Annotated in this window: 10 protein-coding genes and 1 tRNA gene; 5 read left to right on the top strand and 6 right to left on the bottom strand. The window is 66.7% G+C overall.

Going from position 1 to position 12,728, the window contains the following annotated elements; translation table 11 throughout:
* Nucleotides 1-46: 46 nt before the first annotated feature.
* Nucleotides 47-1,348 carry a YihY/virulence factor BrkB family protein gene (locus ACZZZD_RS08185; RefSeq protein ID WP_463434159.1) on the top strand — a complete coding sequence of 434 codons (1,302 nt, stop codon included), beginning with the start codon at nucleotides 47-49 and terminating at the stop codon, nucleotides 1,346-1,348.
* On the opposite strand, the gene hslU is transcribed toward ACZZZD_RS08185, so the two are convergent.
* Both hslU and ppa read right to left on the bottom strand, forming a co-directional pair.
* Nucleotides 1,338-2,639 (bottom strand): ATP-dependent protease ATPase subunit HslU, encoded by a 1,302-nt coding sequence (hslU, locus tag ACZZZD_RS08180; protein ID WP_463434158.1) that lies wholly within the window; start codon nucleotides 2,637-2,639, stop codon nucleotides 1,338-1,340. The two genes, ACZZZD_RS08185 and hslU, sit on opposite strands and share 11 nt — an antisense overlap.
* Nucleotides 2,640-2,994: 355 nt before the next feature.
* Complete coding sequence (ppa, locus tag ACZZZD_RS08175; protein ID WP_463434157.1) at nucleotides 2,995-3,555, bottom strand: inorganic diphosphatase; 561 nt, start codon at nucleotides 3,553-3,555, stop codon at nucleotides 2,995-2,997.
* Nucleotides 3,556-3,683: 128 nt separating this feature from the next.
* Here ppa and ACZZZD_RS08170 point away from each other — a divergent pair, with 128 nt between their 5' ends.
* Complete coding sequence (locus ACZZZD_RS08170) at nucleotides 3,684-4,367, top strand: DUF599 domain-containing protein (RefSeq protein WP_463434156.1); 684 nt, start codon at nucleotides 3,684-3,686, stop codon at nucleotides 4,365-4,367.
* Nucleotides 4,368-4,665: 298 nt separating this feature from the next.
* Here the strand turns inward: ACZZZD_RS08170 and ACZZZD_RS08165 are convergent, their stop codons facing one another.
* The gene (locus ACZZZD_RS08165; RefSeq protein ID WP_463434154.1) at nucleotides 4,666-5,481 is read right to left on the bottom strand and encodes an N-formylglutamate amidohydrolase; all 816 of its coding nucleotides are present in this window, start codon (nucleotides 5,479-5,481) and stop codon (nucleotides 4,666-4,668) included.
* Nucleotides 5,482-5,593: 112 nt separating this feature from the next.
* Between ACZZZD_RS08165 and cpdR the strand changes: the two genes are divergently transcribed.
* Both cpdR and ACZZZD_RS08155 read left to right on the top strand, forming a co-directional pair.
* Nucleotides 5,594-5,950 carry a cell cycle two-component system response regulator CpdR gene (gene cpdR, locus ACZZZD_RS08160; RefSeq protein WP_017506825.1) on the top strand — a complete coding sequence of 119 codons (357 nt, stop codon included), beginning with the start codon at nucleotides 5,594-5,596 and terminating at the stop codon, nucleotides 5,948-5,950.
* A 126-nt stretch (nucleotides 5,951-6,076) separates the two neighbouring features.
* Nucleotides 6,077-6,151, top strand: a tRNA-Val gene (locus ACZZZD_RS08155).
* Nucleotides 6,152-6,483: 332 nt separating this feature from the next.
* Here ACZZZD_RS08155 and ACZZZD_RS08150 read toward each other — a convergent pair.
* Genes ACZZZD_RS08150 through ACZZZD_RS08140 form a run of 3 tightly spaced genes read right to left on the bottom strand, consistent with a single transcriptional unit; the run spans nucleotide 6,484 to nucleotide 11,323 of the window.
* On the bottom strand, nucleotides 6,484-7,713 hold the full coding sequence (locus ACZZZD_RS08150) for a dipeptidase (protein ID WP_463434152.1): 1,230 nt from the start codon (nucleotides 7,711-7,713) through the stop codon (nucleotides 6,484-6,486).
* Nucleotides 7,714-7,748: 35 nt separating this feature from the next.
* The gene (locus tag ACZZZD_RS08145; protein ID WP_463434150.1) at nucleotides 7,749-9,002 is read right to left on the bottom strand and encodes a dipeptidase; all 1,254 of its coding nucleotides are present in this window, start codon (nucleotides 9,000-9,002) and stop codon (nucleotides 7,749-7,751) included.
* Nucleotides 9,002-11,323: a TonB-dependent receptor gene (locus ACZZZD_RS08140; RefSeq protein ID WP_463434149.1), complete on the bottom strand. Its 2,322-nt coding sequence runs from the start codon at nucleotides 11,321-11,323 to the stop codon at nucleotides 9,002-9,004. The genes ACZZZD_RS08145 and ACZZZD_RS08140 overlap by 1 nt, the downstream gene beginning before the upstream one ends.
* Before the next feature lie 882 nt (nucleotides 11,324-12,205).
* On the opposite strand from ACZZZD_RS08140, the gene ACZZZD_RS08135 reads away from it, so the two are divergent.
* Nucleotides 12,206-12,655 (top strand): DOPA 4,5-dioxygenase family protein, encoded by a 450-nt coding sequence (locus tag ACZZZD_RS08135; RefSeq protein ID WP_463434147.1) that lies wholly within the window; start codon nucleotides 12,206-12,208, stop codon nucleotides 12,653-12,655.
* Nucleotides 12,656-12,728 lie beyond the last annotated feature (73 nt).

Raw genomic sequence — 12,728 nt, 5'->3', positions numbered from 1 at the left:
TTCAAGCATTTGCGGAACGGGTGCGCAGCTATACCGTTCGCCAGCCATGTCCGACCGCAAGTCCGCCCAACGCCCGTCCGTCCTGTCACGCCTGTCGTCCTCGGCCCGCCCTGTGCGGCGGGGCGGCAAGGGCGGCGGCGGGATCTGGCGCTATGTCGCGGCGGCCGTCGGTGGGCTGACGGCCGGAGCGGGCGCCGCCCACCTGCTGTACAGCCAGGGCCACAAGGTCGGGGTCGAGCTGCGTCCCGAACGCCCAGAACCCCTACCGCCTAAGCCGCCGACGCCCGAGGACTACGACGCCAAGGAGCCGGGGCGCGGTCGCATGGCCAAACGGCCCGAGCACATCCCGCATAGGGGCTGGTCCGACATCGTCTGGCGCACCGGCGGCTCCTATTTCGGCGACCGGGTCGGGTTCGTGGCGGGGGGCGTGACCTTCTTCACCCTGCTGTCGCTGTTCCCCCTGCTGGGTACGTTCGTGACCCTGTACGGCCTGTTCGCCGATCCGGCGGACGCCTGGGGGCGGCTGAACTTCCTCTACGCCGTCCTGCCCGACAGCATCGCCGTCTTCCTGGGCGGAGAGATGCAGCGCCTGGCCCAGAACTCGAACAGCCAGCTGACCTTCACCCTGATCTGGACCCTGGCCCTGTCGCTGTGGACCGCCAACGGAGCGGTCAAGGTGCTGTTCTACGGCCTGAACGTCGCCTACCACGAGGTCGAGCGGCGCAACCTGATCCGTTATAACCTGCTGTGCATGGCCTTCACCGTGGGGGCCATCGTGGCGGTGCTGCTGACCTCCGTGCTGGTGGTCGGCGTGCCGGTGGTGGTGCGGCTGTTCGGGCTGGAGGAGGAGTGGGGCTATCTGGCGCCGTTGCGCTGGCCGCTGCTGCTGGCCGGCTATATCGCCGCCCTGACCGTCATCTATCGCTTCGGCCCCTGCCGTCAGCGCGCCCGCTGGCGCTGGGTGACGCCCGGCGCGATCTTTGCGGCCGTGCTCAGCCTGACGGTGTCCTTCCTGTTCAGCTGGTATCTGAACAACTTTGTGCGGACCGACAGCTATGGGCCGCTGGCGGCCATGATGGGTTTCCTGCTGTGGACCTGGCTGTCGGTGCAGGTGATCCTGATGGGGGCCGAGCTGAACGCCGAGATCGAGCACCAGACCGCCGTGGACACCACGACCGGCAAGCCGCTGCCGATCGGCGAGCGCGGCGCCAAGGTCGCCGACAGCATCGGCGCCCGGCGCGGCAACCCCGCCGCCCTGGCCTTCACCCAGCGCCAGGCCGAGCGGGTGGCGGACCGAATGCGCGGCCGCCAGAACCGCAAGGCCGTGGAGGTCGTCTCTAAAGAATGAAGCGGCTCAGATCGACGTCCTTGGTCAGGGCGTCCATCTTCTGGCGCACGGCGTCGCCGTCGAAGGCCACGGTCTGGCCCGACAGGTCCGAGGCCTTGAAGCTGGTCTCTTCCAGCACCCGCTCCATCACGGTCTGAAGCCGCCGCGCGCCGATGTTCTCGATGGCGCTGTTGGCCGCCACCGCCGCATCGGCCATCGCCTCGACCGCATCGTCGGTGAAGGTCAGGGTCACGTTCTCGGTCGCCAGCAGGGCCTGGTTCTGACGGATCAGATTGGCTTCGGGCTCGGTCAGGATGCGCTTGAAGTCGTCGCGCGTCAGGGCCTTCAGCTCGACCCGGATCGGCAGGCGTCCCTGAAGCTCGGGCAACAGGTCCGACGGCTTGGCGACGTGGAAGGCGCCCGAGGCGATGAACAGCACATGGTCGGTCTTCACCGGCCCGTATTTGGTCGAGACGGTGGTCCCCTCGATCAGCGGCAGCAGGTCGCGCTGGACCCCCTCGCGCGACACGTCGGCGCCGGATGCGCCCTGCCGCGCGGCGACCTTGTCGATCTCGTCCAGGAAGACGATGCCCTCGTTTTCGGCCAGCAGCAGCGCCTCCTGGGTCAGGCTGTCCTGATCCAGCAGCTTGTCGCCCTCCTCGGCGATCAGGGGCGTGGTCGCGTCGCGCACGGTCAGCTTGACGGTCTTGGTGCGCCCGCCGCCCATCTTGCCCAGCATCTCCGACAGGTTCAGCAGGCCGACGTTGCCGCCGCCCGGAATGTCCAGGCCCTGGATCGGCGAGGCGGTGTCGGCCAGCGAAATCTCGATCTCCTTGTCGTCCAGTTCTCCGGCCCGCAGCTTCTTGCGGAAGCTGTCGCGCGTCGCCGGCCCCGCGCCCGGTCCGACCAGGGCGTCCAGAATGCGGTCCTCGGCGGCGGCTTCCGCCTTGGCCCGCACGTCGCCGCGCCTGCGCTCGCGCACCATGATCAGGGCGCTCTCGACCAGGTCGCGCACGATCTGGTCCACGTCGCGGCCGACATAGCCGACCTCGGTGAACTTGGTGGCCTCGACCTTGAGGAAGGGCGAACCCGCCAGCTTGGCCAGGCGCCGGGCGATCTCGGTCTTGCCGACGCCGGTGGGGCCGATCATCAGGATGTTCTTGGGCGTCACCTCGTCACGCAGGTCCGCCGGCACGCGCTTCCTGCGCCAGCGGTTCCTCAACGCCACGGCCACGGCGCGCTTGGCGTCGTCCTGGCCGACGATATAGCGATCCAGTTCGGAGACGATCTCGCGGGGGGTCAATTCAGTCATGTGGTGCAGATAGGAGGTCGCAAAGCGGAGCGGGAGGGGGCGCGCGCAATGTCGCGCTGGGCGATCTGGAGTTGGGCCGAGGCGCCAAGTCTCCTCCCTGCGAAGCGGGGAGGGAGACCGCCCCCGGGTCTCGCCAAAGGCGAGCCCGAGGACAGGCTACGCGGTGGAGGGGCTCTTGAAGTCCCGCAGGCGACTGTGGTGCGGCGCAGAACCCCTCCGTCACGGCGCGAAGACGCGCCGCGCCACCTCCCCGCTTCGCAGGGAGGAGACGTGAGATTGGGCCGTCTCCCGCCCAGCAAAAAGGCGCCCTCCAGCCGGAGGGCGCCTTTGATGTCTCAGCCGTTGTCGCGCCCGATCAGGCCGCGTTGGCGGCCTTGCCCTTGGCCAGCTTGTCCAGGTGCGCCTGCATGCCCTTGGCGATCATGTCGGCGGCCTCGCCGGCGTCGCCCCAGCCCTCGACCGTGACCGACTTGCCCTTCTCCAGGTCCTTGTAGCGGGTGAAGAAGTGTTCGATCTGCTCGATCAGGATGGCCGGCAGCTGACGATAGCTGGCGATCTCGGTGTAGTAGGGGTTCAGCTTGTCGACCGGCACGGCGAGGATCTTCTCGTCGCCGCCGGCCTCGTCCGTCATCTTCAGCACGCCGATGGGGCGCGAGCGGATGACGCAGCCGGGCACGACCGGCGTCGGGTTCAGCACGATCACGTCGCAGGGATCGCCGTCGTCCGACAGGGTGTGCGGCACGAAGCCGTAGTTGCCCGGGTAGTACATGGCGGTGTGCAGGAACCGATCGACGAACAGGGCGCCGGAGGCCTTGTCCATCTCGTACTTCACCGGCAGACCGCCCTGCGGGATCTCGATGATGACGTTGATGTCCCAGGGAGCGTTCGGGCCGACCGGAATGGCGTCAAGGTTCATGGCGGATCTTTGCTGCGACTGCGAAATTCGAAAAGGCGAGGCGTGATAAGCCTACCAGCCCGTAACGGCAAGCGCGACATGCGGCGGACAGGCTTGCGTCCAGGCGCATCATCGCGGACATCTTGTCCATGACCTTGACCGACTGGGCCGCCCTGGCGCTCTTTTTCATCTGCTGGCTGGGATACAGCCCCATCCTGGCCTTCATCAGCCGTAAGGGCGGCTCGCTGAACAAGGACATGGAGCATGTCCGTGCGGTGTGGATGCAGTCCATGACCCACCGCGAGATGAAGCTGATCGACAGCCAACTGATGGGCCATTCGATCAACTCGGCCTCCTTCTTCGCCTCGACAAATTTGCTGCTGATCGCGGCGGTGGGCGGCATATTGTTCGGCGGCGAGAGCGCGCTCCAGGGGTTCGCCGCCGTCGGGGCCGAGAATGTGCCGATCAAGATCTTGGAGGCCAAGCTGGCCCTGGTGCTGATTTGTCTGGCGCGGGGCTTTCTCGACTTCATCTGGGCGCTGCGCCAGATGAACTACACCCTGGCCCTGATCGGCTCGGCCCCCGAACTGCATTCCAATACCGACCGCAAGGCGTTCAGCGAGGCGGCGGGTCAGCTTCTGAACCCCGCCCTCAGTTCATTCAGCCAGGGGGTTAGGGGATACTATTTCGCCCTGGCGGCGGCGGCCTGGCTGTTCGGGCCGCTGTGGCTGGCGCTCGGTGTGGCGTCGTCGTTCGGCCTGCTGATCTATCGCCAGGAAGCCTCGCCGGCCGCGCGGGCTATTCGCAATGCGCGGCGTTTGCTGGAGCATTGAGGGCCTATATCTCGCACATGCGAGATAAGGTCGATGTCAGACTTTGGTCTAATACGCGCCATGTTACCGGTTACATCGCCGTATTTGCGTAACAAGGCGTGACCACCAGGACGCGCATCGGCCTTGACCTATTGTGCATCGCAACCTAAGTTGACCTCTGACGCCTCCGGGCGTCTTGCCCTTCCTGGGCGTTTCCTCCCTATAGACTTTAATGCCGCACCTTCGGGTGCGGCTTTTTTTTTGATCTGATCAGCGATCAGTCAGGCGCACCCAAGGCTTTGCGCCTATGGCTCCGCGCTCACGGCTCCGCACACAGGGCGGCGATCACGCGCGACAGGGCCTTTTGCGTCGGGGCGTAGGTCGCGGCGGGTTGAAGCGTCGCCTCGTCCAGATACAGCCGCCGGCTCAGCTCGATCTGGATCGCCTCATAGCCGTCGTCGGGCCGACCCCAGCGCTGGGTGGACCAACCGCCGGCATAGGGGTGGTTCTGCGCCACCCGCCAACCGAGTCCCTCGAACAGGTCCCGCAGCCGTCGGCTGAGCCGCGCGCTGCACGCCGAGCCGTAACGGTCGCCCAGCACCACCTCGGCCCCCACCGCTCGTGCCGGCATCGAATGCCAGTCGATCAGCACCGCCCGCCCATGGCGCGCGCGCGTCGTCTCCATCAGTTCGCCCAGCGCCTGATGATAGGGGTGATGAACCGCAGCGATGCGGCCCCGCGCCTCGGCCAGGCTCAGCCGACGCGCATAGAGGGGCGTCCCGTCGCCCGCCAGGCGCGGCACGACGCCGTAGCCGGCGGCGGTCTTGGCCCCCACCGGCCCGTCCAGGCCGTCGATCAAGGCGGGATCCAACTCGCCGGGGTCGCGGTTCAGATCGACATAGGCCCGGCCGATCCGCCCCTCGATCAGGGCCGCGCCTTGGCAGGGACCGTCCGCGATCAACTGTCCGACCAAGGCGTCTTCGGCGCTTTTCAGGCTGGCCGGCGCCAGGTCGGGGGCGGCGCCCATGTCCGTCGGATAGCGGTCGCCCGAGTGCGGCGAGGCGAACACCAGCGCGGTCGCCTTGACGCCCGAGGCCGGCGCGGTGATCGAAAAGCTGTCGCCGCCGTCGGTCATGCCTCCGCATAGCGGGTTTCGCTGTGGAAGGAAGTCGGCTGATCGGTGAATTTCATCGGCGGTTTACCGTTGCGCCCCTAGTCTGGTCGCCTGTTTCAAAGGTGTTTCTCGAATGGCGCGTATCCTCCTGGCCGAAGACGACGGTTCGTTGCGCGGATTTCTGACGCGCGCGCTGGAGCGGGCGGGCCATCAGGTCATCGACTGCGAGAACGGTGACGACGCCATCGACGCCCTGGAGCACGGCCCCTACGACCTGTTGCTGACCGACATCGTCATGCCGGGCGCGGACGGCATCGAGGTGGCGCGCGTCGCCGCCGCCCGTCAGCCGGGCCTGCGCATCATGTTCATCACCGGTTTCGCCGCCGTGGCCCTGACCGCCGCCCAGGCCACGCCCGACGCCAAGGTCCTGTCCAAGCCCGTCCATCTGCGCGACCTGGTCAACGAGGTCGAGCGCATGGTCGCCGCCTGAGCGGCTGACCCGACGGCGGTTTTCGAGAAATCTCTTTCTTGCCGTGAAATCGGCTTGATGCCGACAGGCCGCGCCGCTATACGACCGCTCTTCCCGCTCCGAACCGCTTTTTCGGAGCCCTACGGCGGATGCGTAGCTCAGCGGGAGAGCACCTCGTTGACATCGAGGGGGTCACAGGTTCAATCCCTGTCGCGTCCACCATTTCTTTCAATAACTTAGCTTGCTGCAGTGTTGGCGCGCTGGCCAAAAACTGGCCGGAAATGCCGCGTGTTCAAATGCTGATCTGCGCATAGTTTCCGTCGGGGTGCGCCGAACAGTCGTCCCCGGCATACGATTCTGACTCAAACGCGGTCTTTGGCGATGTCCGCTTTCGAGCAAGCGTCGTTCAGTTGTCGAATGCACAGGTATGACTCATTTTTGACTTTGGGAACGTCCGCTTGTGCGTGTCCTGCTGTGTAGCAGACCATCAGAATTCGGCCGATGATCCTGGACGCCGCCGTCATGTCGGCGACGGCCAGATTCTAGATAGGATGCTAGCCCCGGCGCGCTGCCTCCGCCGACTTCAGAACCCGAAGGAAGTTGCCGCTCCAGATGGCGTCGATCTGTGCCTCGGTGTAGCCGCGCTTCAGCAGTTCGGCGGTGACGTTGGCGGCGTCGGCCTCGCTGTCGAAGCCGGTGATGCCCGCCCCGTGGTTGAAGTCGGTGCCGATGCCGACATGCTCCCAGCCGATCCGTTTGGCGATGTATTCGATGTGATCGACATAGTGGCTGACGGTCGCCCGGGGCAGCAGGGGCGCCAGATCGTCGAGGAAGGCCTGTTGGGGCGCGCCCGTCAGGGTTCCGTAGCCGTCGTTGGCGGCGGCGAAGGCGGCCGACAAGCCGTGCTGGACGCGGACGGCCGCGATCTTCTCGCGCGCGGCGGCGTCGGGAACGACAAGGTATGAGTTGAACGGCGTGACCTGGACCACGCCGCCATTGGCCTTGATCGCGTCCAGTTCGGCGTCGGACAGATTGCGGGTGTTGTCGATCAGGGCGCGCACATTGGAATGGGTCGCCGCCACCGGAACCCGGGTCAGCTGCAGGGTCTGGAGCAGGGCGTCGCTCGACAGCTGCGACACGTCGATCAGCACGCCCAGATCATTCAGCCGCGCGACCGCCTGACGACCGATCGGCGAAAGGCCGTTGTGTTCGGCGGGCGGCGCCTCCCCGGGTCGCGAGGAATCCGACCAGCTGTTGTGGCCGGCGTGGTTGAAGGCGAAGACCCGGACGCCGTCTCGATACAGGGCGTCGATCTGGCTCAGGTCGTCGCCCAGAGAACGGGCGTTCTGGAAGCCGATGATGACGGCCACCTTGCCCTCTCCGGCCAGACGGGTGACGTCGTCGGCGCTGAGGGCGATGCCGACCCGGGCGGGATTGTCGGCGGCGAACGCGCGGATCCTGGCCAGTTTTTCGTCCACCTCGGCGCGGGCGGCGGCGGCGCCGGCGGCGTCGCGCGGTCCGGGCCCGACGGCCAGGGACAGGACGATGGCGTCCACTCCGCCGCGAGTTAGGTGATTTAGATCGGCGCGGGAGCCGCCGCCCGGCAGGTGGTAGCGCTGCGGCGTGGAGGGCAGGAGGATGTCCGCATGGCCGTCGAGCACGAGGGCGCGGCGATGGACGGCGGCGGCGTCCGTGGCCTGGGCCGTCGCCGTCTGGGCTGCGGCCTGACCTGCGATCAGGAGGAGGGCGGCGGAGGCGACGCCGGCGAGGAAGCGATGGGTCACGGGAGGTGTCCTTGGGTTGGGAGGTCGGAAAAAGGTCAGGGAGCGGACGGTGGGGCGCGCAGGGCGGCGGCGTGGTCCTCTGCGAGCCGAAGCAGACGCAGGGCGTTGCCGGACCAGATGTCGGCGAGGTCGGCGGGCGAATAGCCTTCGGCCAGCAGGCGCTCGGTGACTCGGGGCAGGGCGGCGACATCGTTCAGCCCGACCACCCCGCCGCCGCCGTCCCAATCGGCGCCGATGCCGACGTGACGCGGGCCGATCACGGCCAGGGCGTGCAGGAGGTGGCCGATGAAGTCCTCGAACTCCGCCTGGGGTGGCGGGAGGCGACGGTTCAGTTCGCGCAGACGCTCGACATAGGCGGTCGCCTGGGCGGGTGAGCGCCGGGCCGAAGGGCCGAACTCGTCCCTCAGGGCGGTCAGCGCCGCCTGCCGTTCCGGGTTTTCCGGCAGCGCCTTCAGATAGGCGCCGAGGGCGTTGATCTGGATGACCCCGCCAGAGGCGGCCAGACGACGAAGCCGCTCGTCGCTGACGTTGCGGGGATGGTCGAAGACATCGCGCGGACCGGAGTGGGACAGGATGATCGGCGTGGCCGAATAGGCGATCAACTGGTCGAAGACATCGTCCGAGGCGTGGGAGGCGTCGACGACGACGCCCAGCCGGTTGGCCTCGGCCACAAGCCGACGGCCCTCGGGACTGATCCCATGCCATTTCGGTCCGGCGGCGTCTGTGGCTGAATCCGCCAGATCATTGTTGGCGAAATGAACCAGGCTGACCATCCGCAGGCCCTGGTCATGGAAGGTCTCAAGCTGTTCCGGATGCCCGGTCAGCGGGTAGGCGTTCTCGATCGAGACATAGACCACCCGGTTGCCCGCGGCCGCGATGCGGGCTGCATCCGCCGAGGTCAGGGCCAGTTCGAACTTGTCGGGATGATCGGTCGCTAGGGCCCGGATCAGCCGCAGCCGTTCCTGCGCGGTGCGGAGGGAGGCGGCCGTCGCCTCTGGCGTCAGCGGGCCCTGTGGCGAGTAGATGACCCACCAGCCGCCGTCGAGGCCGCCCTCCACCAGTCGGGGATAGTCGACCTGCGAGAAATCCTCCGTCGCGCTATGCCGGTCGAGGATGCTCCACCCCGGTCTGGCGAAGTTGGCCGGGGTGTCGAGGTGGGTGTCGAGCACCAGCAGACGTTCGTGAAGGCCTCGGACATCCGGTGCGACGGCGGCCGCTTCCTGGGCCTTCACCGGCAGGGCGACCGTCGACAGGGCGGCGGCCAGGGCCGCGCGTACGATCCGGCGCATCAGAAGCTCGCCGTCAGCGACACCTGCACCGTGCGCGGCGGACCCGGACGGAAGGTCGCGGCCGTGTTCACCGTCGTGGTGATGGTGCCGAGGTAGTCCTCGTCCAGCAGGTTGTCGACGTTGAGGCGGAGCTTCAAATCCTTCGCCGGCCCTACCGACCAGTCCTCGCCGCCGAAATCGATGTAGGCGTTGACGATCGTGTAGGCGCGCGTCCGCTCGGTGTTGGTGAAGTTGGAGAAGCGTTCGCCGATGTGGCGGGCCGAGACGTTGGCCACGATCCATGAGGTCGGCTCGACTGTCACCCCGCCTTGGATGATCCACTCGGGACTGTCAGGTACGGTGTTGCCGGAAATGACAAGCGGCGCTCCGGTGACGGGGGTGAAGCCGGGGATGTCGTCCTTGAATTCGACGACGTTGTAGCTGGCGTTGGCGTTGAAATAGGCCTTTCCGCCCGCCCATTCCGGCTTCCAGACCCCGCTGAACTCGGCCCCGTGCGCCTCGACCTCGCCGACGTTCTGGAAGAAGGTCTCGGTGGTCGCGCTGCCCGGCACGGTCAGGGCGAAGGACTGGAGCCGGTTGTCGAAGACGGTCTTGTAGAGGGCCAGGGCGGCGTTGAAGGTCGGGCGGTTGGTGCGCACCCCGATTTCCCAGTTTTTCGAGATTTCAGCCTCTGGCGTGACCGCCGTGGGGCTGGCCAGCGCATAGACGTCGTCGGCGCCGCGCGGCAGGGCTAGGTTCTCGGCGTAGGAGGCGAAGACCTGTTCCGTGCGGGTCGCGTTCCACACCAGACCGACATTGGGCAGGAAGCTGTCGGACCAGTTGTCGGAGATCGTCGGCTGGCGCCGATTGATGTAGTCGGCCGGGTTTCGGTAGCCGCTGATCTCGTAGTCGATGTCGAGCGCCTTGACGCCCAGTTCGACCTTCAGCCGGTCTTCCAGCAGGCTGATGACGTCCTGCACGAACAGCTGGCGCGTCTCGCGGGTGGAGACCAAGTCGCGCTGGCGGTGGACCGGCTCGTTGAACAGGGCCGCGCCGTCGGGGCTTCCGTCCACCTGATTGTAGCGCGCCTGGGTGCGGTGATAGTCGTCGGTCTCGAGCCAGACCCCGCCGGTGACGCGGTGCACGCCCAGGTCCCAGACGGCCCGCGCCACCAGGCCGGAGCGCTCGCCATCCACCGTCGAGAGACCGTATTGCAGGCCGCGCGGCGCGACCAGACCGGTCAGGATCAGTCGCTGGGCGTTGTAGCTGGCCAGGGAGGTTACATAGGCCTCGGGGGAGACGCCGTAGCCCTCCTTGTCCTCATAGTAGGCCGTGGCCTCCAGCCGGACATTCTCGCCGACGGGCAGGGCGCCCGACAGCCGGTACAGGGTGTCGGTCCGGCTGTTGATCGCCTGTTTGAAATACTGGTTGTAGAGCGGGTTCGAATAGACCACGCCGGGCGTGGTCTGGGCCAGGACGGGTACATAGCCGAGATAGGCGAAGTCCCGCCCGCTGCGGCCGAAGGCGTCGCCCGCCGATCCGCCATACTGGGCCTTGGTGATGGCCGGGGCGTCATAGTCGAAATAGTCGTTCCAGACGACGCCGAAGCCGATTTCGGCGCCGCTGTCGGCCCGGTAGCGCAGCTTGCCCTCGGCGTGCTGGCGGTTGATGTCGCCGGGCCCGCGCCACAGGTCGGCGGAAAAGTCGGAGTAGCTGGCGTAGGCGGAGACCCCGCCGTATTCGCCCGTGTCGACCCGCACGAAGCCGCGCTTCAGATTGTCGCTGCCGGCGGTCAAGGTGGTGGTGACGCCGAAGGTCCCGGCCGGGTCGATCGTCACATACTGGACGATGGGGCCGAGCGAGGCATAGCTGGGCTGGGTGACGTCGCCCGCGCCCTGTGACGCGGTGACCCGCGCCAGGTTCTCGTTCTCGACATAGCGGAAGATCGGGCTGCCGCCGAACTGATCGGACCGGCCCGTCGGCGCGCCGTCCAGCACGAAGCCGATCTGCTGGAAGTTGAAGGCGCGCACCGAGACGGAGTTGCCGAACTCGTACAGGCCGAGGGCGTCATTGGCTTGGACGTTAAAGCCCGGCAGTCCCTCCAGCATCTTCAGGCCCGAGACGCCGGCGGGCGCTGACAGCAGGGCGTCGCGGGTGATGGAGATGGTGTTCGACACCTGATCCGTGCCGATGGCGATGGTGGCGTCGGAGGTCCGCCGGCCGGTGACGACGATGTCCTCGACCTGATGGCTTTCCTGGGCGAGCGACGGCGCGGCCCCGGCCAGAACCGTCAGAGCGGCGCCGGACGCCAATGCGGCCCGCAGGCCCGTAATCTTCCCCATCGACTGTCCCCGAAGTCCCTGTTGCACCGGCGTCCCGACGCGCCGTTTCGCAGTTGCAAGATCAGAGATGGCCCGAAGATCACGGCTTTGGGCAAAGGAGAAATACACGCCATGCAAATAGGAAATCTATCTGAGCCTCACAACGATCTGCCCTGCTGTAATCGGATAAATCCGGACATTTTTGGAACTTCAAGTATGAGAAAAACTATTTCATAAACAAGAAAATCTTGGGTGCGAAGCCGCAGGCTTGGCGGTAGGAACGCCTTCCCGCATCGACCGACGCGGGGCGTTCTCCCAACTAAGGCCGCGTCGTATCCGCGGCGCGGCCTTTTTGCGGACCGCGCGAACCTGGCGCAGGATGAAAGGCGCGACCGATGCGTTTGAAAATTCATCTGTCGGACAGCGGCGTCTCCATCGCCACCCTGGCCTCGACCGACGCCGCCTCCGGGGCGGTTGCCGCCTGGGCGTTCCGGATCCGGCCACGGCCCGTGGGCAATCCCTTGGCTCGCAGACAGATCGTCGCTCCGATCGGGGCTCCCAGGTCGTCGCCCCGACCTAGTTTCCAGTTCATCGGCAGCTTCGTTCGCGAGAGCGATAGCGACACCTCAGGACTCCCGGATGCCCCATGATGTCGAACCCGATCAGGCCTGGGCTGATCTTGTCTCTCCCGGCCGACGCGGTCTGCTCACAGGAACGGGGGTGGCGGCCGGTTTAATGGCGCTCGGCGCCGGCAGCCCGGCACGCGCCGATTCAGGGACGTCCGCAAGCGTCTCGACCGTCCCCCGCACGGAAACGCTTGCGGTGATTACGCCGGCCCCGGCGAGCGGTCGAAGCCCGTGGGGCTACGAAACCGTGGGCGAGCCGACCCCAAGGCCGACGTCCGTGAGGCCCGACGAGCAGGTCCTGCCCGACCGGCCAAGACCGTATACGGCGATCAAGAGCTATCATGCCCATGTCTATTTCGACGAGGACACCTACGAGAAAGCCGCTCTGTTGCGCCGGTGGTCCGCCGAGCGATTCACCGTAGAACTGGGTAACTGGAACCTGGAGCCGCGCGGCCCTCACGTGACCCCGTCCTATTACTTCGGTTTCCTGCCGGAGCAGTTGCCGGTGATCGTCCCTTGGCTGCAGTTGAACAGCCTGGGCCTGACCATCCTTATCCACCCCAACACCGACGATCCGAAAGCGGATCACCTGCACTATGCTCTGTGGGTGAACCGCGCACAGCCGGTCAACGCCTACGGTATGCGCACGCCCGTCGATGCGGACGGGCGTGCTCTGATAGAGCCGATATTCCCCAATACGACGCCATCGGTTCGGATCGAGGTCTGATCGTCGGAGACGGCGAAGGGCGTGGCGGCAAAGGCTGAATGTCAGCTTATCGACGCAGTCCCGGAGTCCGCTG

It is taken from the genome of Brevundimonas sp. AC546 (assembly GCF_979258305.1).
This window is presented reverse-complemented; position numbering and strand designations above follow the sequence as displayed.

Bases quoted from the DNA above. Each gene is read 5' to 3' on its own strand.
- ACZZZD_RS08185 (WP_463434159.1), top strand. From the start codon at position 47: ATGTCCGACCGCAAGTCCGCCCAACGCCCGTCCGTCCTGTCACGCCTG.
- hslU (WP_463434158.1), bottom strand. From the start codon at position 2,639: ATGACTGAATTGACCCCCCGCGAGATCGTCTCCGAACTGGATCGCTAT.
- ppa (WP_463434157.1), bottom strand. From the start codon at position 3,555: ATGAACCTTGACGCCATTCCGGTCGGCCCGAACGCTCCCTGGGACATC.
- ACZZZD_RS08170 (WP_463434156.1), top strand. From the start codon at position 3,684: ATGACCTTGACCGACTGGGCCGCCCTGGCGCTCTTTTTCATCTGCTGG.
- ACZZZD_RS08165 (WP_463434154.1), bottom strand. From the start codon at position 5,481: ATGACCGACGGCGGCGACAGCTTTTCGATCACCGCGCCGGCCTCGGGC.
- cpdR (WP_017506825.1), top strand. From the start codon at position 5,594: ATGGCGCGTATCCTCCTGGCCGAAGACGACGGTTCGTTGCGCGGATTT.
- ACZZZD_RS08145 (WP_463434150.1), bottom strand. From the start codon at position 9,002: ATGCGCCGGATCGTACGCGCGGCCCTGGCCGCCGCCCTGTCGACGGTC.
- ACZZZD_RS08140 (WP_463434149.1), bottom strand. From the start codon at position 11,323: ATGGGGAAGATTACGGGCCTGCGGGCCGCATTGGCGTCCGGCGCCGCT.